The organism is Hyphomicrobiales bacterium (genome assembly GCA_017642935.1).
Lineage (GTDB): Bacteria > Pseudomonadota > Alphaproteobacteria > Rhizobiales > MH13 > MH13.
This window is the reverse complement of record JAEPOK010000002.1, coordinates 185,616-206,321: the sequence shown is the minus strand read 5'-3', so window position 1 is coordinate 206,321 and position 20,706 is coordinate 185,616. Positions and strand designations below refer to the sequence as shown.

General features: G+C 58.6%; 21 protein-coding genes. 8 read left to right on the top strand and 13 right to left on the bottom strand.

The window, feature by feature from the left end; genetic code table 11:
- Window positions 1-238 precede the first annotated feature (238 nt).
- Window positions 239-799 (bottom strand): cytochrome c family protein, encoded by a 561-nt coding sequence (locus tag JJ917_10355; GenBank protein MBO6699221.1) that lies wholly within the window; start codon window positions 797-799, stop codon window positions 239-241.
- 190 nt (window positions 800-989) lie between these two features.
- Here JJ917_10355 and JJ917_10350 point away from each other — a divergent pair, with 190 nt between their 5' ends.
- From JJ917_10350 to JJ917_10340, 3 genes are read left to right on the top strand one after another with little or no spacing between them, the layout of a single operon-like run.
- The gene (locus JJ917_10350) at window positions 990-1,742 is read left to right on the top strand and encodes a 3-deoxy-manno-octulosonate cytidylyltransferase (GenBank protein ID MBO6699220.1); all 753 of its coding nucleotides are present in this window, start codon (window positions 990-992) and stop codon (window positions 1,740-1,742) included.
- A 58-nt stretch (window positions 1,743-1,800) separates the two neighbouring features.
- Window positions 1,801-2,679 carry a prephenate dehydratase gene (locus tag JJ917_10345; protein MBO6699219.1) on the top strand — a complete coding sequence of 293 codons (879 nt, stop codon included), beginning with the start codon at window positions 1,801-1,803 and terminating at the stop codon, window positions 2,677-2,679.
- 3 nt (window positions 2,680-2,682) lie between these two features.
- Complete coding sequence (locus tag JJ917_10340; GenBank protein ID MBO6699218.1) at window positions 2,683-3,660, top strand: glyoxylate/hydroxypyruvate reductase A; 978 nt, start codon at window positions 2,683-2,685, stop codon at window positions 3,658-3,660.
- Here JJ917_10340 and JJ917_10335 read toward each other — a convergent pair.
- Genes JJ917_10335 through JJ917_10325 form a run of 3 tightly spaced genes read right to left on the bottom strand, consistent with a single transcriptional unit; the run spans window position 3,654 to window position 6,335 of the window.
- Window positions 3,654-4,517, bottom strand: coding sequence for a C40 family peptidase (locus tag JJ917_10335; protein ID MBO6699217.1), 864 nt, complete (start codon window positions 4,515-4,517; stop codon window positions 3,654-3,656). The genes JJ917_10340 and JJ917_10335 overlap by 7 nt on opposite strands.
- On the bottom strand, window positions 4,517-5,086 hold the full coding sequence (locus JJ917_10330) for a winged helix-turn-helix transcriptional regulator (GenBank protein ID MBO6699216.1): 570 nt from the start codon (window positions 5,084-5,086) through the stop codon (window positions 4,517-4,519). Before JJ917_10330 ends, JJ917_10335 begins: the two co-directional genes overlap by 1 nt.
- Window positions 4,968-6,335, bottom strand: a complete 1,368-nt coding sequence (locus JJ917_10325; GenBank protein MBO6699215.1) for a leucyl aminopeptidase family protein — start codon at window positions 6,333-6,335, stop codon at window positions 4,968-4,970. The genes JJ917_10330 and JJ917_10325 overlap by 119 nt, the downstream gene beginning before the upstream one ends.
- Before the next feature lie 256 nt (window positions 6,336-6,591).
- Here JJ917_10325 and JJ917_10320 point away from each other — a divergent pair, with 256 nt between their 5' ends.
- The gene (locus JJ917_10320) at window positions 6,592-7,401 is read left to right on the top strand and encodes a tetratricopeptide repeat protein (GenBank protein MBO6699214.1); all 810 of its coding nucleotides are present in this window, start codon (window positions 6,592-6,594) and stop codon (window positions 7,399-7,401) included.
- 117 nt (window positions 7,402-7,518) lie between these two features.
- On the opposite strand, the gene JJ917_10315 is transcribed toward JJ917_10320, so the two are convergent.
- From JJ917_10315 to JJ917_10275, 9 genes are all read right to left on the bottom strand, one after another.
- The gene (locus tag JJ917_10315; GenBank protein ID MBO6699213.1) at window positions 7,519-8,502 is read right to left on the bottom strand and encodes a type II secretion system F family protein; all 984 of its coding nucleotides are present in this window, start codon (window positions 8,500-8,502) and stop codon (window positions 7,519-7,521) included.
- Between the two features lie 21 nt (window positions 8,503-8,523).
- Window positions 8,524-9,534, bottom strand: coding sequence for a type II secretion system F family protein (locus JJ917_10310; GenBank protein ID MBO6699212.1), 1,011 nt, complete (start codon window positions 9,532-9,534; stop codon window positions 8,524-8,526).
- 15 nt (window positions 9,535-9,549) lie between these two features.
- Window positions 9,550-11,082, bottom strand: coding sequence for a Flp pilus assembly complex ATPase component TadA (gene tadA, locus JJ917_10305; protein ID MBO6699211.1), 1,533 nt, complete (start codon window positions 11,080-11,082; stop codon window positions 9,550-9,552).
- Window positions 11,083-11,085: 3 nt separating this feature from the next.
- Window positions 11,086-12,348, bottom strand: a complete 1,263-nt coding sequence (locus tag JJ917_10300; GenBank protein ID MBO6699210.1) for a CtpF protein — start codon at window positions 12,346-12,348, stop codon at window positions 11,086-11,088.
- A 44-nt stretch (window positions 12,349-12,392) separates the two neighbouring features.
- Entirely contained in the window at window positions 12,393-13,121 is a 729-nt protein-coding gene (locus JJ917_10295; protein MBO6699209.1) for a CpaD family pilus assembly protein, read from the bottom strand.
- A 29-nt stretch (window positions 13,122-13,150) separates the two neighbouring features.
- Entirely contained in the window at window positions 13,151-14,566 is a 1,416-nt protein-coding gene (locus JJ917_10290) for a type II and III secretion system protein family protein (GenBank protein MBO6699208.1), read from the bottom strand.
- 56 nt (window positions 14,567-14,622) lie between these two features.
- Window positions 14,623-15,426: a Flp pilus assembly protein CpaB gene (cpaB, locus tag JJ917_10285; GenBank protein ID MBO6699207.1), complete on the bottom strand. Its 804-nt coding sequence runs from the start codon at window positions 15,424-15,426 to the stop codon at window positions 14,623-14,625.
- 170 nt (window positions 15,427-15,596) lie between these two features.
- A complete protein-coding gene (locus tag JJ917_10280) occupies window positions 15,597-16,106 on the bottom strand; it encodes a prepilin peptidase (GenBank protein ID MBO6699206.1) in 510 nt (169 codons plus the stop codon).
- A 91-nt stretch (window positions 16,107-16,197) separates the two neighbouring features.
- Entirely contained in the window at window positions 16,198-16,362 is a 165-nt protein-coding gene (locus JJ917_10275; GenBank protein MBO6699205.1) for a Flp family type IVb pilin, read from the bottom strand.
- A 296-nt stretch (window positions 16,363-16,658) separates the two neighbouring features.
- On the opposite strand from JJ917_10275, the gene JJ917_10270 reads away from it, so the two are divergent.
- The 4 genes from JJ917_10270 to JJ917_10255 all read left to right on the top strand — a co-directional run bounded on the left by JJ917_10270 (window position 16,659) and on the right by JJ917_10255 (window position 20,705).
- The gene (locus JJ917_10270) at window positions 16,659-17,480 is read left to right on the top strand and encodes a pilus assembly protein N-terminal domain-containing protein (GenBank protein MBO6699204.1); all 822 of its coding nucleotides are present in this window, start codon (window positions 16,659-16,661) and stop codon (window positions 17,478-17,480) included.
- 221 nt (window positions 17,481-17,701) lie between these two features.
- On the top strand, window positions 17,702-18,253 hold the full coding sequence (locus JJ917_10265) for a pilus assembly protein (GenBank protein ID MBO6699203.1): 552 nt from the start codon (window positions 17,702-17,704) through the stop codon (window positions 18,251-18,253).
- A gap of 146 nt (window positions 18,254-18,399) precedes the next feature.
- On the top strand, window positions 18,400-18,852 hold the full coding sequence (locus JJ917_10260; GenBank protein ID MBO6699202.1) for a pilus assembly protein: 453 nt from the start codon (window positions 18,400-18,402) through the stop codon (window positions 18,850-18,852).
- Window positions 18,853-19,064: 212 nt separating this feature from the next.
- Window positions 19,065-20,705, top strand: a complete 1,641-nt coding sequence (locus JJ917_10255; protein MBO6699201.1) for a hypothetical protein — start codon at window positions 19,065-19,067, stop codon at window positions 20,703-20,705.
- The last annotated feature ends 1 nt before the right edge of the window (window position 20,706 follow it).

The window sequence follows — 20,706 nt, the reverse complement described above, 5'->3', positions numbered from 1 at the left end:
GCTCCTGACCCACTTCAAAGGCTCGGCAAAGCAAAGAGGGTGCCAGCCACTGACCTGGGATCATGATTCGAAACCAAACGTGATGGGGAATATGGCGCAGTTGCGGCATGGCGGCGAGGGCGGGTGTTTGATCACGCGCCGTTGATCAGGGAGTTTTTGGCGCAGGAACGCAAAAAAGCGCCGGTTGTTGCCGGCGCTTTGCGTATCGTGTCGAATGTCGAGCAGCCAGAATGGCGCGCTACTGCGTTGCCGCAACCGTGGAAAGGTCGATCGGCTCGGCTTGCAGTGTGTTCAGATAGGCCAGGATGTCGGCGCGATCTTCCACGTCGCGAATGCCGGCAAAGCCCATCGTCGTGCCTTCAAGGTAGCCACGCGGGTTGGCGATGAAGCCGTCCAACTCTTCAAAACCCCAAACCTCACCGGCTTCGCCAACAGCGGCCATGGCATCAGAATAGTTGAAGCCGTCAACGGAGCCCTTGGGACGGTTGACCACGCCCCACATGTGCGGACCAACGCCATCGGCGCCACCTTCTTCAAACGTGTGGCAGGAAGCACAGCGACGCACGGCGCTTTCGCCAGCAGCCACGTCGGCGGTCGCCAGCAGATCAAGCACCGAGACCATCTCTTCTTCCTCGGCGGAGGCGTCGGCGACTTCCTCTTCAGGCACCTCGATCGAGTAGCCGGCAACTTCCGGTTCATCGACATGGTAGAGGAGCTCAGCGATGAAGCCGACAAGCATCACCACAAGAACCGATCCCAGAAGCGCGCCCACAATCTTGTTGAGCTCAAAGCCGTCCATGTCGAAAAATCCCAATCTATGCTGTGGTCGACGGAAAGATCAGGCGCGTGCGCGCCCGCAATTGGTCGCGGTGATAACCCTATAAGCCGCCGCCTTGCAATAAGTTCAAAGGGATGACAGGGGGGTCTTGCGACCATTTGCCCGATCCGCTGGGGGTAAATGGCAAGAACGCATCCAAAGGCCTGCCCCTATGAGCGAAAAATTGCCCCGTTCCCTGGTGTTGATTCCGGCCCGGATGGCCTCCACTCGGCTACCGGGCAAGCCATTGGCGATGATCGGCGAGAAACCGATGATCGTCCATGTCGTCGATCGTGCCCGAGAGGCCGGATTGGGTGAGCCGGTCGTGGCCACCGATGACGCCGATGTCTTGCGTGCGGTCGAGGCGCATGGCGGCAAGGCGGTGATGACACGGGCCGACCATCCCTCGGGTTCCGACCGGATTTTTGAAGCGCTGCAAACGCTCGATCCCGATAGACAGATGGACCTGATCGTCAATGTCCAGGGAGATTTGCCGACGCTCGATCCCGCGATCATCCAAAAGGCAGCCATGCTGATGGAAGATCCGGCGGTTGATATCGCGACGCTCACCACCCCGATCACAGTCGACCATGAGCGCACCGACCCAAACGTCGTCAAGGTCGTTGGCACGCCGCTCAGCGACAGGCATTTGCGCGCCCTGTACTTCACACGCGCTACCGCGCCGCACGGCGATGGCCCGCTGTTTCACCATATCGGTCTCTACGTGTATCGGCGGTCCGCGCTGGAGCGCTTTGTCGGCTTGCCGCCATCGACGCTGGAAACTCGTGAGAAGCTTGAGCAACTGCGCGCGCTGGAAGCGGGAATGCGCATTGATGTTGCTATCGTTGATGGTGTACCGCTGGGCGTCGATACGCCGGAGCATCTGGACGAAGCCAGACGGCAACTGTCCCCAAGCAACATGTAAGGAACAGCGCAACAAAGCGGTTGGTCTGAAAGACCAGAGCGCCTTGCGCAAAACAAAAATGAAGATCGTTTTCCAGGGCGAGCCTGGCGCCAACTCGCACATCGCCTGCAAAGAAGCCTATCCCGACGCTGAGCCTGTGCCCTGCGCAACGTTTGAAGACGCGTTCCAGCTGATCGAGGACGGTTCGGCTGATCTTGGCATGATCCCGATCGAAAACTCGGTGGCCGGGCGTGTCGCCGATATTCATCATCTGCTGCCGACATCGCCGCTTCATATCACCGGAGAGCATTTTCTTCCGATTCACCACCAGCTAGTGGCAATCAAAGGAACCAGGCTCGACCAAGTGAAAAGTGCGCAAAGCCATGTGATGGCGCTCGGCCAGTGCCGCAAATTCCTCCGTGAGCACCGGCTGGAAGCCGTTATCGGCGCCGACACGGCAGGCTCGGCGCGCCAGATTGCTGAGCGCAATGATCCGACCCAGGCAGCCATTGCCTCGTCTTTGGCCGCCGAGGTCTATGGCCTTGATGTCCTCGCCGAGGACATCGAAGACGAGGACCACAACACCACGCGGTTCATCACGCTCGCCCGCGAGCCGATCAGTGTTCCGGCAGGTAACGGTCCGGTCGTTACGGCTTTCATTTTCCGTGTGCGCAACGTGTCGGCGGCCCTATTCAAGGCGCTGTCGGGTTTCGCCACAAATTCGGTCAACATGACCAAGCTGGAAAGCTATCAAACGGGCGGACAGTTTTTTGCCTCTCAGTTTTACGCTGAGATTGACGGGCACCCGGACGACAAGCATGTGGCCCTGGCGATGGAGGAATTGGAGTTCTTCTCTGCGGAGCTGCGCATTCTCGGCACCTTCGCCGCGCACCCTTACCGGGCCTACATTTTGGAGCCAGAAGAAAACCGGGCGCTGCGCCCCTCGCCGGGAGTGTAGAACATGGGCAAGCCTGACCTCGGAAAGATCGTTCTGACCGTCGGCGATTGGTCGCCGGATGGCTGGATCGCGCATCTGGAACATCATGTGCCGCGCGAGGATGTGATCTTTTCAGACGGCATGACGCCGCCAGCGCCCGAGATTTGCGAGCAGGTGAAGTATGCTGTTGCTTGGCACACACCGGACGGCTTCTTTTCCAACTTTCCCAATCTGAAGGCCATTCTCTCAACCGGCGCCGGCGTTGACCATTTGGTGCGCCGCCAGGACTTGGCCGAGGATGTCGCCATCATCCGTGTCATCGACCCAGATTTGACGGGCCGCGTGACCGCGTGGACAGTGATGAACGTCATCGCCCACCACCGCCAGGCGCTTGCCTATTTGGATGCGCAAAGGCGGTCAGAATGGAAACCGCTACCGCAGACGTCAGCGCCCGATGTGCGTGTTGGGATCATGGGATTTGGCGAGCTCGGCCAATCCGTTGCGGCGGTGCTCGACCTGTTGGGCTACGACCTAGCTGGGTGGGCGCGCAACCCGAAGCCGGACACGTCAATCCCCGTTTTTGCAGGGCTGGATGAGATCGACGCGTTTCTGGCGCGCAGCGATATTCTGATCTGTTTGCTGCCGCTCACTGAGGCAACCCGCGAGATTTTGAACGCTGATCTTTTTGCCAAGCTGCCGCAAGATGGCGTGACCGGCGGACCGTTTCTGATCAATGGCGGGCGCGGTGGCCATCAAAACGAAGATGATTTGCTCAAAGCGCTCCAAGATGGCGTCCTGAAGGGAGCGTCCATCGACGTGTTCCATCAAGAGCCTTTGCCATGCGATCACCCGCTGTGGACGGCGCCGAACATTCTGATCACGCCGCATACGGCCGGTATGAGTGCGCCAGAATCCTTGCTTGGTCGCATGGTGGAAAATCTGATCGCCTACGCATCAGGTCAAACGCTCGACAATCTGGTGGATCGACAGGCCGGTTATTGATCGAGCCGCTTGATTGTCCGAGCTTCGCCGATGCGGTGTTCAACATCGATGAGCGGTTCCGCGACGGTGGCCATGGCAAAGGCGTTGGCGTGAAACAGCGTGGCATCATCCAACATGATGCCGACATGGCCGGGCCAAAACGCAAGATCGCCACGCTGCAGACCATCTGACCGTTCGACCTGATGGCCAAGCCGTGCCTCTTGCATATCGCTGTCGCGTGGGCAGGCGATGCCCGCCTGCTGGATGGCCAGTTGAACCAATGCCGAACAGTCGATGCCAAGCGCTGATCGTCCGCCCCAGACATAGGGCGTGTTGGTGAAAAGTGCGGCCACAGCGACCCAATCGTGGACCGGTGTGGAAAGCGAGCGAAGATGGTCGGCGGGCAGCGCGCCGGCATCGCTTTGGGCAAATCTGGCGGATGATCCGCCAATCTCAATTGACGGATCAGATACCCGAAGCTGCGCGCCCATGGGCATCGGTCCATTGCCAAGCACCTTGATGCTTTTGTCGGTCGCGCGGGTGAGCGGCGCACTAACCACGTGCGTTGGATCGGTTCCGTCGCTGGCAATCAGGCTAAGCGCGCTCAGCCACCCGACATAACCATCGGTCATCAACTGACCCCAGGCCCAATAGCCCTCGGTCTGGTAGACCATGAAGGTCTCACCATAGAGCGCTTGGCTCGTTCGTGCCTCACCCATTTGATCGCTCAAAACGTCTGTGAGCGGTTCGGTGACACGGTGCGGTTTGCCCTCAACAAAGATGTCTGCCTCCACCTCGCCTTTCAGATGGGCGGCGGCGATGTCGTGTTTGTAGGGATGTATGCGCGGATCAAGTGCCGGAGCCGCTCGATCAGGCATCAGCGCAATTCCTCGGCGTGACCAACAATAGTTTCGGCCAGCGCTTCGACATATAGCGCTCCATCAACCGTGCGCTGGATGATAACATTACGCTTGTCGGCTTCATCGCGTTTGCGGCTGACAAGGCCCATCGCACCCATGGTATCGAGGGCGCGCGTGATAACCGGTTTGGTGACCCCGAGTTTGGCGGCTAGGCCGCGCACCGTGTGCGGTGGGTTCTCAAGATAGATTGTCAGCAGGATCAACATCTGCCGTTCGGTAAGGTCACCGACATTGCCGCGGACCCGCGTCAGCGCGACATCATGCCAGAGCCGCAACGCTTTTTGCGGCGACAAGCCAACGCCTCGGCTTGGCGAATACCCTGTTGATGCGAACCCACTCAACGCAACACGCGCTCCGCACGACAATTGTTTCGGAAGCGCAATTGATACCGCCTTTTGGGCCTTGGAATCAATCGGTTTTGGCGTAGCGCTTGGCGACAAGGTTAAACAGTGCGCGAATGGCCTGCGCCTCGCCACCTTCTGGGCGACCGGGCCGGGACGAGGGTGTCCAGCCGTAAATGTCCACATGCACCCAGCTTTTTGCCTTTTCAACGAACCTCCGCAGGAAGAGAGCCGCGGTAATGGCACCGGCAAAAGGCATGTTGCCCGTGTTGGAGATGTCACCGACCTTGCCAGCTATGGCGCTGTCGTAGCGGTCCCATAGCGGCATCCGCCACACTGGGTCGTCCTGCGCTTCACTTGCTTCCATGATCGCATCTGCCAGGGCATCGTGATCGGTAAAGAAGGGAGGCAAATCGGGGCCAAGTGCTACGCGTGCTGCACCTGTCAGGGTCGCCATATCGATCATCAGGTCGGGCGCCTCTTCATCGCCCAACGCCAGTGCATCGCCCAACACCAAACGGCCTTCCGCATCGGTGTTGCCGATCTCCACCGTCAAGCCCTTGCGGCTCGTGAGCACATCGCTTGGCCGGAAGGCCTGCGAGGCGATCGCGTTTTCAACGCAAGGGATAAGCACGCGCAGCCGCACCGGTAGTTTGGCTTCCATAATCATCAGGGCAAGCCCGAGCACGGCGGCGGCCCCGCCCATATCCTTCTTCATCAGCGCCATGGAATTGCCTGGCTTGATGTTGAGCCCACCACTGTCGAAGCACACGCCCTTGCCGACCAGTGTCAGGCGTGGCGCATCGTCTGCGCCGCCGTTCCAACGCATATCGAACAGTCGCGGTGCGTTGTTGGCGGCTGCCCCCACAGTGTGGATCATTGGAAAGGGGTTGTTGGGATCAAGGAGGTCCTCGCCCACAATCACAATGGTCTCCGCACCGAACTCTTTGGCCATGCCAAGCGCGCTGTCCGCCAAAGCGGCAGGGCCAAGCAGATTGGCCGGTGTGTTGATGAGATCGCGCCCAAAGATGACGCCGCGTGCTTGGGTGATGGCGCGTTCGCGAGCGGCGTCGGCGGTGGCAAGGCGCACCTCGCCGCGTTTGGCCGGCTTGAAGGTTGTGAAACTGTAGGTGCCAAGCAAAAATGCCGTGAGCGCCATGTCGGCATTGGCGATGGGTGTTTCGAGCGTGTAGGTCCCCGCCGGCAGCTGCCCAGGAAGCGCGCCGAGCGCAAAACCTGGATCGGCAAGACCGGCCGCATTGGCTTTGCAACCAACCAGCACCGCGACGATTGCCCCGTCACCGTCCGGCAATACAAGCACCTGCCCAGGTTTGGCCTCGAATCCTTGTGCTTTGGCCCAATTGTGCAGCGCCGCGTCCTTGTCGCCCAGAGCTTCGCGCGCCTGGTCCATCGACGTGACGCAGAAGAGCGGCATGGTGGGGGCGCCATCATCAAGGCTGTCGGGCAGTGGGAGACGGGCGGCGAGCGCCGTGCGATCGGGCAGGGATACGGTCAAAAGAGCCTCAGTCGAGTTGGTTTAGGGGGAGCGGCTGTAGCAAAGGTAAGGCGCTGATTTCGAGCGGATTTAAGGGTTCATTAGGGTTAACGGAGTATTGCTGCAGACAACCATGTGGCAAGGGATGATGCGCGTATTGCTCGCCTACCGCCACGCTTTTTGTGCGCAGTTGGTCATGAACAACGTTCCGTTTTCCCACAGATCACCCTCCCGCCAATGGCGCAAACTGGCAAGCCTTGCTCTTGTGGGCACGGCGCTGGTGGTCGCCGGGTGCAGCACATCTGCTGTTTCGACCCATGGCACTGCCGTGGAAGGGCGCGCCGAATTGTTTTCCGATGATCAGTTGCGCCGTGCCGCCAACCAGTGGGAGCAGCGCTATGACCGCGATCCCAACGATCGCACGGCCGCCCTCAACTATGCAGCCGCTTTGCGAGGGCTTGGGCGGCACGAGCAGGCGGTGGCGGTTCTGCGCCGAGCGGTGATCGCCAATGAAGGTGACCGCGAAGTTCAGGCCGCTTATGCCAAGGCGCTCACGTCTGCAGGTCGCTTCGAAGAGGCTTTGCAAGTCATAGGTCAGGCTCACACGCAAGCGCGTCCTGACTGGCGCCTGTTGTCCGCGCAAGGCACGATCCTTGATCAGCTTGGCCGTCACGCCGAAGCACGTCAGTCCTATGCCAGCGCGCTGCGCATTGTGCCAGACGAGCCGACGATCCTTAGCAATCTAGGCATGTCCTATGTGCTCGAAGGAAACTTGACTGAGGCTGAGCGCACGCTTCGCCAAGCGCTCGCAGGAGGTCGACAGGTCGATCCACGCGTGCGCGGCAATCTTGCGTTGGTCGTTGGCCTACAAGGTCGGTTCGATGAGGCGATGCAAATCGCTCAGCAAGATTTGCCGCCGCAACAGGCAGAGGCCAACATCGCCTATCTGCGCCAAATGCTGTCAGAGGCCGACCGCTGGGGCCAAGTGGCTGCGGTGGATCAGTAAAATACACAAAGGCGATGCCAGGCGATCAACGCAACTTCGACGCCACGTAGAAAAGGCCCGCCCAAACCGGCGGGCCTTTTTTGTCTCAGATATTCCGCGCCGTTGAGTGCGGCGAGATTAATCCAGGGCCATCACCTGGATAATCGCCGGGCCGATGATGACCAGGAAAAGACAGGGCAGGAAGAACACAATCATCGGTACGGTCAGTTTTGGCGGCAGACCGGCAGCTTTCTTTTCCGCTTCCGCCATGCGCATATCACGGCTCTCTTGCGCCAGCACACGGAGCGCTTGTCCGACCGGGGTACCGTAGCTGTCTGCCTGGATGAGCGACGTCATCACCGCTTTGACCTGCTCAAGGCCGGTGCGTTTGCCGAGATTTTCATAGGCTTTGCGCCGGTCGTTGAGATAGGCGAGCTCAGCATTCACCAGCGCCAGCTCTTCGGCTAGTGGAATGGATTGGACCGCAACCTCGTCAGCTACTTTCTTGAAGGCCTGCTCGATTGACATGCCCGATTCCACGCAGATCAGCATGAGATCGAGGGCATCGGGCCAAGCTCGGCGGATAGAGATCTGTCGCTTCTGAATTTTGTTCTTCAGCATGACATTGGGCACGTAGGTGCCAATGCCGCCGATCACCATTGCAATGAGAATGCGAATGAGCGGCGGCTGCTCAAAGTTGCCAATGCCAAACAAGTAGACCAGGGCAAATAGGAAGAGAATGACCGGGATAACAAGCCGCAGGAAGATGTAGCGCACGACGGCGCTTTCACCGCGTTCGCCTGCCTGGGCCAGTTTGTCCCGCGTCCCATCGGCCAGCAGGCGCTGTTTGAGGTCGAACTGATCGACGATGTTCTGCATGTATTGCTTGGGTTGCTGCCGCAGCGTCGGCCGCGGACCGCGCTGGCTTTCACGCGCAAGCGCAGCGCGTTCGCGTGCACGAATGGCCGACCGTTCCACCGCCATGCGCTTCTTGCGCGCGTCCAGATCGTTTTTCGCCAGGAGCGGCACCGCAATGGTGAAAACCGTGGCGGCGACAGCGATTGCACTGAGCATCGCAAACAGAAATTGCGGGTTCGTCAGCGTGTAGAGCAACTCATCCATGGCGGCCGGTCCGTCTCACGCCTAAATGTCGAAGTTGATCATCTTGCGCATCACCAACACGCCAGTGAGCATCAAGATGCCGCACGCGCCCAGCAACAGATTGCCGAGCCGTTCGGTGAATAGAAGCGTGATGTAGTCGGGCGTCGAAAGGTAGATCAGTGTGATCACTGCGACCGGCAGACAGGCGATGATGGCGGCGGACGATTTGGCTTCCATCGACATCGCGTCGATTTTGGCTTTCATCTTTTTACGATCGCGCACCACGCGAGACAGGTTGCCAAGGGGCTCAGACAGGTTGCCGCCTGACTGACCTTGAATGGCCATCATGATCGAAAGGAAATTCACTTCCGGCAGTGGGACACGCTCGTACATTTTGGCGACCGCATCATTGAGCTGAACGCCCATTTGCTGCTGTTCGACAAGCTGTTTGAACTCTCCGCGCACCGGCTCGGCAGCTTCGCGCGAAATGATCAGCATACAATCATTGAGCGGCAGGCCAGCCTTCATGCCGCGCACGATCACGTCGATGGCGTTGGGAAATTCGAGCAAGAACTTTTTCATGCGGCTCTTGCCTTTGAAGTTCACATACCAGTTCGGCAGGCCAAAGGCGCCTGCAATGCCGCCGGCAATGGAGGCATAAAGCGGAGCGCCAACACTCATCAATGCACCAACGATTACGAGACCGCAGGTCGCGCTGATCATCAAGAAGGACCGCTTGTTCCAGGTGAGGCCAGCCCGCTTTAAGCGCATTTCTAAGGTTGCTTTGCTCGAGCCAGCGTTCTTTGTTTTCTCGTCTATAAGTTGCTGCTGCTGTTTCAGCTTGGAGGCGATGTTTTTACGCCGGTTGGCCGCGTCTTCGGCCGATGCTTGGCGGGCATGGACGGCTCGGCGATCGACGACCGCGACTTTGTTGATCCGGTCTTTTTTGTCCTGTCGATCCATCAGCGGCGAGAGCAAGGCATAGGCCAGGCCGCTGATCGAAAGCGCCGCCAAAATACCGACTGCCATCGTCACAGTTTGAGGATCAAACATGGCGCGCACCCATCATCATGCGGACAAACGCTCATCATCAATAGCCGACGCATCAAGTGCGGCAGCAAGACGGTTCTCTTCGTTGTAATAACGCGCACGATCCCAGAAGTTGGGGCGGCCAACGCCGGTGGATTTATGCCGGCCGATGATTTTGCCGTTCGCGTCCTCCCCCAGGATTTCATAAACGAAGAGATCCTGAGTCGTGATGATGTCGCCTTCCATGCCCAACACCTCGGTGATGTGCGTGATGCGGCGCGAACCATCGCGCAGACGCGAAGCCTGAATGATTACGTCGACCGACGATGTGATCATGTCGCGGATGGTGCGCGAGGGCAGCGAGAAGCCACCCATTGTGATCATCGATTCCATGCGACTGAGGGCTTCACGCGGCGAGTTGGCGTGCAGCGTACCCATGGAACCGTCATGGCCAGTGTTCATGGCTTGCAAAAGATCGAAAGCCTCTGGTCCACGAACCTCACCGACGATAATCCGTTCCGGGCGCATGCGCAGACAGTTTTTGACCAGGTCACGCATCGTCACAGTGCCCTCACCCTCCAGATTGGGCGGGCGTGTCTCCAGGCGCACCACATGCGGCTGTTGCAGCTGAAGTTCGGCGGCATCTTCGCAGGTGATGATGCGTTCATCCTGTTCGATAAACGCGGTCAGGCAGTTCAGCAGGGTCGTTTTACCCGAGCCTGTGCCGCCTGAGATGACTACGTTGCAGCGGACCTTGCCGATGATTTCAAGAACCTGTGCGCCCTCAGGCGTAATCGAACCGAAATTGACCAGCTGCTTGAGGGTTAGCTTGTCCTTTTTGAACTTACGAATGGTCAGCGTCGGCCCATCGATCGCCAGTGGCGGTGCAATCACATTGACACGAGACCCATCGAGCAGGCGCGCGTCACATATCGGCGAGCTTTCATCCACCCGGCGGCCGACCTGGCTCACGATCCGCTGGCAGATGTTCATCAGTTGCTGGTTGTCGCGAAACTTGACCGAGGTTTGCTGCACCTTGCCATCGACTTCGATGAACGTGTTGTCGGCGCCATTGACCATGATGTCGGCAATGTCATCACGCGCCAGCAAAGGCTCCAATGGGCCAAAACCCATCACGTCGTTGCAGATATCCTCCAGGATCATCTCCTGGTCCGCAATCGACATTGCGAGGTTCTTCAGCGCGATGATTTCCGTGACGACGTCGCGAATTTCCTCGCGTGCGGAGTCGTTGTCCATCCGCGTCAGCTGAGCCAGATCGATCGTGTCGATCATCGCTGAGAAAACGTCGGTCTTGATGTCGTAGTAGTCGGCTCGACGGGCTTTAGGGGCTGGTTCCGCCTGTGGAGCTGTCGCCTGGACAGGCTCCGGCTTTGGCATCACCGGATCAGGAGTGGCCGCAGCGGTTTGACCTGTGGGCGCCGCCGACGTTGAATCGGAAGGTCGCGGCGCCTGAGCAGGGCTTGGCGCCGGGCTGGGATCGGGCGGCAAAGTGCTGCCCCCGACGGAGCCAGGTGTGGAAGTTGGACCCGATGTGCCGCGACGGCCGAACATGACTTAGGACGCCTTTTTGCGCTGCAGAAACTTCTGCATGATGGAAGGCAACGCCGATTTCTTGCTCCGCCGGCCCGAATCCTTGCCGGTGATGGCTGAGGCTATGGCCTCAAACGCGGCGACCGCCTCGTGCTTGGGCGCGACTTCAGCGATCATATGGCCGGAATTGGCGGCATTGCCGAAGACCTCAGCGTCAAATTCGACCACGGCCAGCGGCTCAATGCACAAGGCATCGGCAAAGTCTTTCGCCTCAATTTCCGGGCGCTTGGGAATGCCCGCCATATTGAGAACCAAACGCGGTGGACCGTCATTGGGACGAGCCTGTTTAACCGCATCGATTAGGTTTTTCGCGTTGCGCAAGCTCGCAAGGTCCGGCGCGGCAACGATCACCAACTCGTCGGCATCAATCAGTGACTTGCGCACCCAACCGGACCAATGGTGGGGCAGATCGAATACGGATGCGGGAACCGATGCGCGCAGGAAGTCTGTGACCTGTTCGAACTGATGCTCCGGGAAATCCGTCACCTTGTCGAGCGTTGAAGGCGCTGCCAGCAGGCTCAGCCGATCTGAACATTTCGCAAGCAGGCGGTCGACAAAAGTCTCGTCCACGCGGTCGGGTGCGTTGACCACATCGCCAATGCCCGTGGGCGGATCCTGATTGAAATCCAAATTGGCGGTGCCAAACGGCAAATCGAAATCGACGATTACCGTGTTGGTTTCCAGAGAGGTCGACAACGTCCACGCCACATTGTGGGCGATGGTTGATGCGCCGCACCCGCCACGCGCACCGATGAAGGCATAAGTCTTCCCGATGACCTTCTCTGATTGCGACGCGTAGAGCTCTGAGATCAGGCGAACAACGTCCATTGGCCCAAGCGGAGCGACAACGTAATCACGCACGCCACAACGGATCAGCTCGCGATAGAGCAGCACGTCATTGACGTGCCCGACAATGACGACCTCCGTGCCAGGGTCGCAGACGTCGGCCAGTTTTCCCAGCTGATCGAGAAGCCGGTCCGCTGGCGCTTGGTTTTCCAAGATCAACAGGTTCGGCGTCGGCGACGACGCGTAGAATTCCAGTGCCGCAGCGATGCCGCCTGGGTAGGCGCGAACATGAGCTTTGGCCATACGCCGATCACGGGAAGCCTCTTGGACAGCTTCGCTCAAGGCCTGGCTTTCGCAGAAGGCTTGAATGGTGATCCGTGGCACCGGCGCAATATCGCTGGTGTCGACCAGAGACCCATCGGCGTCGGCCCCTTCAGGCAACGCTGGCGGTCCAGAAGGGAATTGGCCTGGATAGTCGTCCTGCATTACTCACCTACCTGCGCGACGGCAGCTTCAGCTTCGGAGGAACGTTGGGTGGCCGTCGGCTCGCCACGGCGATACGCGGCCAAGACCTCGGCACGTCGGCCGGCATCGGGGCTTCCAATGCCGCGTGGACGGACCAAATCGCGGGGGTCAGCAAGGGACGCGCCGAGATTAGCCTGGCTGGCGCAACCGAAGTTGTAGAAGTCCGATTGCTCGAGCGCCGGATTGAACGGATCAGCCCAGGTTCCGCAAGGGTTCGTGACAGCTTCGAGCCGATCGTAAATCACAATGATAGGTGCATGGGCATCCACGTTGCCCGCCTGGTAGTGCTCGACGCGGATCGCGCTAGGGTTGCCACCGGACCGCGAAACGACATCGTGAATGTCGCCAAGAGCAGTTCTGGCCGCATGGGCGTTCGCCGAGCCTTGCGGGACGCGGATACGAAGCGCGCCTTCACCTTGTGCCGAATAAGACTGCATGAACCCCGACAGCGCGGTTCGGTCTCCGCTCGTCAGCCCGGTCGCGTTGGCGCCGACGAGCAGAGGCAGTGTCGCTTCTTGCTGACGAAGGCTAAGCGCATGGCGCTGATCGTAATTCATGAAGCGTGGATCATAGGTGCCCGTGCTGCTGTGAATGTTGCTGCACGCTCCTAGTGCCAACACCGCGGCACCCAACAGGCCAAGGCGCAGAACCTTGTTCTGTCCGGCTTTGTTAAGGGATTTGTCGGTCATACGCATACATCCTCACACGATGTCGCCCATTAGGGGACAATGAACCCAGCATGACCGTGGTACCGGCCTGAAGGCGCTTGACCCTGCACGCCGTACTGCTCGATCAGCTGGTTGAAAAACAAAGTGGAAAGGTCGCTTGCAGGTCGCAGATTTTCATCCGGACGCACCAGATCATCACGCGCGACGGCCTGAGTCAGGTAGGGGGTGATGAAGATGGCAAGTTCGGTTTGCGAGCGTTGGAAATCTGATGATCGGAACAGCTGACCAATAATTGGCAGGCTCATGAGCCCTGGGATACCGTCGATGTTTTGGGCAAGTCGTTGATCGATAAGTCCGGCCATAACGATCGACCCGCCGGACGGCAGCTCGACCATGGTCGATGCACGTCGGACCCGTAGGCCAGGGATCGAAAGATCATTGCCGTTGTCGCTGCGCAGGGTGAAGGCACCTTCAGCCGTCAGCTCGGACACTTCGGTTTCGATCTGTAGTGAGATACGATCACCGGCAAGCACGATCGGCGTAAAGCCGAGGCCAACACCAAAGGGCTTATATTCAACGATCACATTGCCTTGGCTGTCCCGGCTGATGGGCACCGGAAACTCACCGCCAGCCAAAAAGCTCGCCGCTTCGCCGGACACCGCTGTCAGATTTGGCTCGGCCAGAGTGCGCACAATCCCATCCTGTTCAAGCGCACGAATTTGGGCAGATATGCCATTGCTGGTGATGTTTAGAACGGAGTTGGAAATCGCCTGACCCGACAAAGAGAAGGGGTTAGATGTCAGTGCCGACAGCGTCGCAGCGCCGATGCCGGCGGTCACTGGCTGCGCTGTTGCGCCGGTGAAATCACCAATATTGACCCCAAGCTGGCGTAGTGCAGTGCGCTGAACCTCGGCGATGGTGACGCGCAATTGAACCTGTTCCCCACCAGCGATCTGGAGGGCATTCACCACGCGGCTCGCTTCGCCGACAAAGCGCGTTGCGACATCAACGGCGGTCTGCGCCTGCGCCGCGCTTTCCACCACACCACGCAAGATGACGCCGTCATTGACCGGTTCCACGCCAATTCGAGCGCCCGGCATCAAGTCTGCCAGCGTCGCTTGGATGCCAGTTACGTCGCGTTGAATCGTGAGATTGAGAACAGCAATCTGACGGTCAGCGCCGTCGAACAAGAAGATGTTGGTGTCGCCAGCTGCCATCCCGATCACAAACACCCGGCGCGCGGTGCGCACCACGGCATCGGCGACCGCTGGATTGGAAACCAGCACATCACGAACGTCAGCGGGCAACTCGATGACCATCGACTTGTTGATCCCAAGTGAAAGCGTGCGGGTCTCGCCAAAGCTTGTAATCGTCAGCGCATCCATGCCGGTCGCGCGCGCTGTGGTGGCCGGAAGGATGGCCATCGTCAGACCGAGAGCGAGCGCAACCATAAGCATCGCGCGCATGGCGCGGTCCTTGTAAACGGTTGAGTAGGGGCCTTCAGTTCGTGTGGTCATTGTCCTCAACCCCCCTGAATGCCGAAGCGGATCATGCGGATCGAGCCGCCTTGACCACCACCACCGCGCAAGCGGCGGGCGACATCCTCGTCAATTGTGCCGTCGCCCTCTTCCAAATCAGCGATCGAGCGCAGCGATAAAGAAAGCGTGCCCATCTCATCAGCGAGCGCGATCAGTTCCGCATCACCAGGCGATAGCTCGAGCGTTGCGATCTCACCGGAAACGAACTTCTCGCCGTCCCGCTCTTCGAACGTTTGATCAATGGCGAGCACGCGGACATTTTCCAAAATTGTCTCAGAGGAGAAGAGATCGCCACCATCGCTTGAAGTTCCGCGCTGCACGCGCGTCAGGATCACATCGATCCGATCGTTGGGCAGGATGAAACCGGCCGCGCGCGATTCCGTTTCAACGCGCACCGACACGGCGCGCCGACCTGATGGAAGAATAGCCGACATGAACCCGCGGCCTGACGTAGCGATCACCGGTGAGCGAATAGGTTCGCCCGCATAGATTGGCGCCGTGACGATGCCTTGGTCGTACTCGCGCAAGGCGTCTGGGTCGGTGTCCTCAGAGATAAAGGCTTGGGCAACGTTGGCGGCAGGCCATTCCTGCCATTCCATGGCTGACGGGCTGAGCCGCTCGCCGATTGTCAGATCGTAACGCGCAACCAACACGCGGGTAGAAGGAATCGACGGCTCTTCAGCGATGACTTCAGGTGGTGGCGGTGCGGCAATGTTTCCCGCCACAAGCCAGGCTAGACCGCCTGCCACCGCAGCAACGCCAAACACGATCACTCGCGAGGACTTCATAACGCTATCCCTTCAACGCAAGGGCGCGCCACGCATCAGCTGATGGGGTCAGACTCCGACCAATGGCACGCAAAACTCGAGCGTAGAGTGCGCCGTAAAGGTATAGGTAAGGTTAACCGAAGGTGAGCGAATTGAGCGATTGGTTGTCCGGGCCTCAAACACTGCTTTCTTTAGTGGGTGATCGCTGCAGCAAACCAGGGGCTTTGAACGAAGACGATCATTGCCGCAGTGGAGAGTGCAATCCCATAGGGAATGCCGACTTCGGTGGAAAGCAAACGCGCCGCCCAAGGACTTTCGACACTCACTGTGTAGGATGGGAAGGCGCGAAGCACCATCAAGCCAGCGGTCAGGATGCCGCCAAACAGGGCGGCCAATAGTGCAAAATCAAGCGCCAAGCTCGGTCCGAGCCATAGAACGACGGCGGCGGTCAGCTTCGCATCCCCACCCCCAAAGACACCAGAGGCGAACAACAGGAACGTGATCGCAAGCGCGATAAGTGCGGCACACACATGCCAACCGACGATTGATAAAGAAAGATCAATAAACGGCGCCGCGGCGAAGAACGCTGCAACCAAAGCAAGGCAAAGCTTGTTCGGGATGGTCATGGTGAACATGTCCATCGTCGCAGCCAAGAGGACGAGCCCGGGAAAAACACCGAACACCAAGAACTGTAACACCATCCCCAGAATCTCCCCTCGACCTAAGAAAAAAGGCGGCGCGTCGGTTGTGACGCGCCACCCTTCTTGAAAGCTGAATTTAGCAGCAATGCCTTTAGAGCATTGCAGCGGCGATCAGACCCCAAGTGATGTTGAGGTTATCACCTGCCAACTGAACGGCACCAATGATAACAACTGCGATACCAGCAGCGATCAGGCCGTATTCAATGGCTGTGGCGCCAGATTCGTCTTTGACGAAGCGCGAGAGAAACTTTTTCATGTCCAGACTCCATACACACTGTGTTTTATGTGCTCCGATGCGTTGTTGCTCGGAACGATCTCGACAATAGGCGCGACCCCTTAAGGCAGGGTTTTCGAAAAGCCGCACATTGTGTGTATTTCCGTTCATACTTTCCCAAACGCGTTGTGGTCGTAAGGTCAGCAACGGTTCATTAGTCATCTAAAATCTTGAAAAGGCGCTGCTTTTCGATTGCCAACGGGTTCTCGCGAAGGGCTTAACGCGCTGTTCACCAAAACCCTGCATCCTCCAAACCAGTTGTTCTTGGAGGAATTATCGTGCGTTTCGGCTCCCGTTCGGTTCCATTTCGCGTTGTTTTGGCGAGCGTTTCGCTTGCTGGGCTCGGCATTGCGGCGGCCTTGCCGTCCATTGCCACCGACGTAACGCGAAATGGCGTGGACCCCATCATTACGCAGTCGACCAGCAAGGTGGACACTAGCGAGCCGACGCGGACCGACCTTCCCTCCGAGCTGGCAGCAAGTACCACCGACACTCCTCGCCAGATTCTACCCCATTCCCCAGAGGGCGCGGCGTCAACTGCTGTTCACGATTCTTCTATGGAAGAGCCTACGCTTGGCGCTGATGCCGATTCTATCGTTGTCCAGGGGTTGGTCGACACACCGATCGAAACAGAAATCGCTGCAGCCTCCCTGGACGATTTTCAGGATGGCGGATTGACCCAGTCCATGTCAGGCGAGGCATCCAGTTTCGGTGGAATTGTGCTCGCACTTGATCATGCGCGCGTGATGCGCGTTGTCGGTGACGTGTCCACGATTGTTATTGGCAATCCCGCTATTGCCGATGCGTCGATGCCGGACCCCGGAACGATCATTCTGACCGGCAAAAGCTACGGCGAAACCAATTTGGTCATGTTGGACGAAGAAGGCGCGGTCCTGGCTGAGGAAACGTTGCGGGTGACGGTGCGTGGTCAAAGCCTGGTATCGGTCTATCGCGGCGTTCAACGCACAACGCTTTCTTGTGCTCCGACCTGTGAAATTCGACCAACACCGGGCGATGCACCGGAAATGGTCGAAGCCGGCCTGAACGCGTTCCAAGCGCGAAACCGGGCGGCGCTCGAAGCAGTTCGCGGCGGCGAATAGACCAATCTATGAGATGCTGTCCCGCACGCGCGCGCGCGTGACTTTAATGACAACCGCGTTTGGTTAACGCCGCTTAAGCCTTTTTTCATGCCGACGCAGAGCATCTGTTTACCGTCTCGCTGAGGTAAGGCTTTACTTTTCCATGCCTACTCTCATGGCAACGCGATGCTTTGCGTGCCTTTCGGTGCGCTGTCGCGGAGCGACTGTATGAGGCTGGCAACATGATTCAGGCACTTGGCAACAAGGTGCGCGGCATAGGAGCGCTGACGCAGCGTTTTATCCGCCAACCGTCCGGTGCGACGGCGGTCGAGTTCGGCATTATCGCCGTGCCATTCTTCTTTTTGAAGATGGCTATCATCGAAACGGCGATGGTATTTTGGGCCGGTCAACTTTTGGAATCTGGCGTCTCGGAGGCCGGTCGGCAAATCCGCACCGGCCAGGTCCAGTCTCAAGGCATCGACGAAGCCGGTTTCCGTGCCCTGATGTGCAATGAGATCGGCGTCCTGTTTGATTGCGACGAACGCTTGGCGATCGACGTGCAACGCGTTGTACGTTTTGATGCCGCTGATCTTGCGCGGCCACCCGTCGATGGCGCCGGTAATTTCAACGGTGCTTTTGGTTTCGAGCCAGGCGTTGGCGGCGAGACCGTGATTGTGCGGGCATTCTATCGCTGGCCGTTGCTTTTCAACTTTATGGGCCTCGACGCTGCCGACATTGCCGGACGGCAGCGGCTTCTTATCGCAACCACCGCCTTCCGAAACGAGCCATTTTAGCGAGTTTGATCACCATGCATGAGCAAGACAGTCAATCGCGCCAAGCCGACCGCTTTGGTCTTTTAAAGGTAGCAAGGCGGATCCGATCATTTCGCCGCGAAAAACGCGGCGTGGCGGCCATCGAATTTGCGATGATTGCGCCTTTCATGATCGCGCTATGGTTGGGGTCGTTGGAGTTGAGCCAAGGCGTGAGCGCTGATCGTAAGGTTTCGCATGCAGCCAGTGCCCTGGCCGATCTTGTGACCCAACAGACCAACCTGACCGGCGCTGAGATGGATGACATCATGGATGCCACACAAGCGATTCTGGCGCCGTTTGATGTGGCCAACCTGTCCATTCAGGTGGCTGGCGTTCAGATCGACGATCAGGGTGCGACCGAGGTCATGTGGTCAGAATCGCGCAACGGCGCAGCGCCATCAGTTGGTGGTTCCTACACCATTCCCGGGCCTCTCTTGATCCCAGACAGCTTCCTCGTGGTGGCCAATCTCACTTACAGCCATAGGCCGGCAACTTCTCACACCATCACCGGAACCATCGAACTCAGTGATGATTTTTACCTGCGCCCGCGTCGCTCTGAAACCATCACCTACACGCCCTAGTCAAGCGGCACCTGGGTTGATCATCATTGTCTTTGTGTTGCATCCCTAAGCATCTGAATTTCATGGTGTTTAGGTCGTCACGACGAATGCCTACAAGCGTTCCTTAACCAATCGCGCGTAAGAGTACGGCGTGATAATGGTTCGTGAGGACGCCTGTGACTGCTGCCAAGCGTAGCAAAGTCTCCTGGCTTGCAAGATTGTGGCCAAAACGGTTGACGCTGGGGTTCGGTGTCGCTGTCTGCACAGCCGTACTTATCACCGAGATCATCTTCCTCATCCCTGCCGCCTATTTCTGGCACAAAGCCAACGAAGGTCGTGCCGTCGAAACCGTGCGGATGGCCTGGTATCACGCATCGGATCCTGCCGCCTTTCTGACCGCTGAACACAAGACACGGCTTGGCGAACGCATGATCCGTGACGGTCTGCTGTTGGGCGGTGTGGTTTACGACAGCGCCGGGGGGCCGCTCTCGGTTTTTGGTGAGCGACCGGCGCTCGATCTTAACATCGCTCGATTGTCTGGCGTTGGCGTGCAAGCCAGCCCCAATGCGCCAGCGATCGATGTGCATCTCTCGCCGGAAGACACCGGCCTTGCCCATCACATGATTGTTCGGCTGCCGACCGAACCGATCGAAGCGGCGACCTTCAACCAGTTGCGCAATTTCGGGCTCAGCGTTTTGTTCATCGCCGGTCTGACGGCGGTTCTTTTCATCTTTGCGTCGATGCTGCTGGTGATCCGACCACTTCGCGCGATCAACAAGGCACTGCGGCAGGCGGTGGAAAACCCCGACCGGGCCGACGCCTACCAACTGCACATGATGCGCCGTGATGAAATCGGCCAGATTTCAGGTTCGCTGAACATGCTCCTGACCTCCGTTTCCGTGGTTTTTCAGGACGAACTCTCTTCGCTGAAGAAGGCTATCGCCGACTTCGGTTTCGGCATCTTGCAATATGACCACGAGGACCGGTTAATCGCAGCAAACGCGATGGCCATTGAGCTGTTCAAACAGGATGATTTTGATGGCCTTCGCCGGATGAACCGCAACTGCGCCCAGGCACTTGGCACGCGCGGTCAGCGCCCGCAGCCGATTGTCGATCTGCTGGGTGAAACCCGAGAACCGATGCTGCTCACGCTACACACTGACACCGGTTTTTTCACCTCCATGTCCTACTGTGCCAACGTCAAACGACCTGATGGGACAGTCTATCACCGGTTTGTTGCGATCATGCCGATGGACGACATTTTGGACAAATCGCGGCGCGCGATAACCGATACGCAAAAGGCGAAAAATGCCCTGCGTCTGGCCAAGGTCGAAGCGCAGGAAATGCGCCGCCTGCTGGAATCCTGCCTTTGCCTCATGGAGCCGCCATCGGGCGGCGACGACACGTTCGAGTTCAGCTTTCTGCCGGATCGCATTCTCAATGGCTGGTACCAGGAAGCCTCGAACGACGAGTTGGTGGCCGGCAATCTTGAGCACGGGTTTTTGCCGCCTCTGTCTGGCGACCGCATGGCCATTCGCAATGTCTTGCGGCAGGCGATGCTGCTCGCCTATTCGCAGACCGAGGCTGAAAAACCAGTCTTGAAAGTCGATGCCGGCAAGCCGTCCGACGGGTCCGTCCGCTTCACGATTAGCGATGTGTCGGCGGAGCGTGACAATGTAGGTGTCACCAAACGTCCAAAGAACGTTGATCCAACCCTACCGCGTGCAGCCCTGCAGAGTGCTTTGAAGAAGGCCGGCGGTGCATTCGTCGGTATGGAAACAAGCGATGGCGCGGTGAAGGTGACCTTTTCCCTCAAAGGTGCCAAGCCGATCGGCATGACTGAGGCCGATTTCAAACTGGCGCACTCAGCCTGAC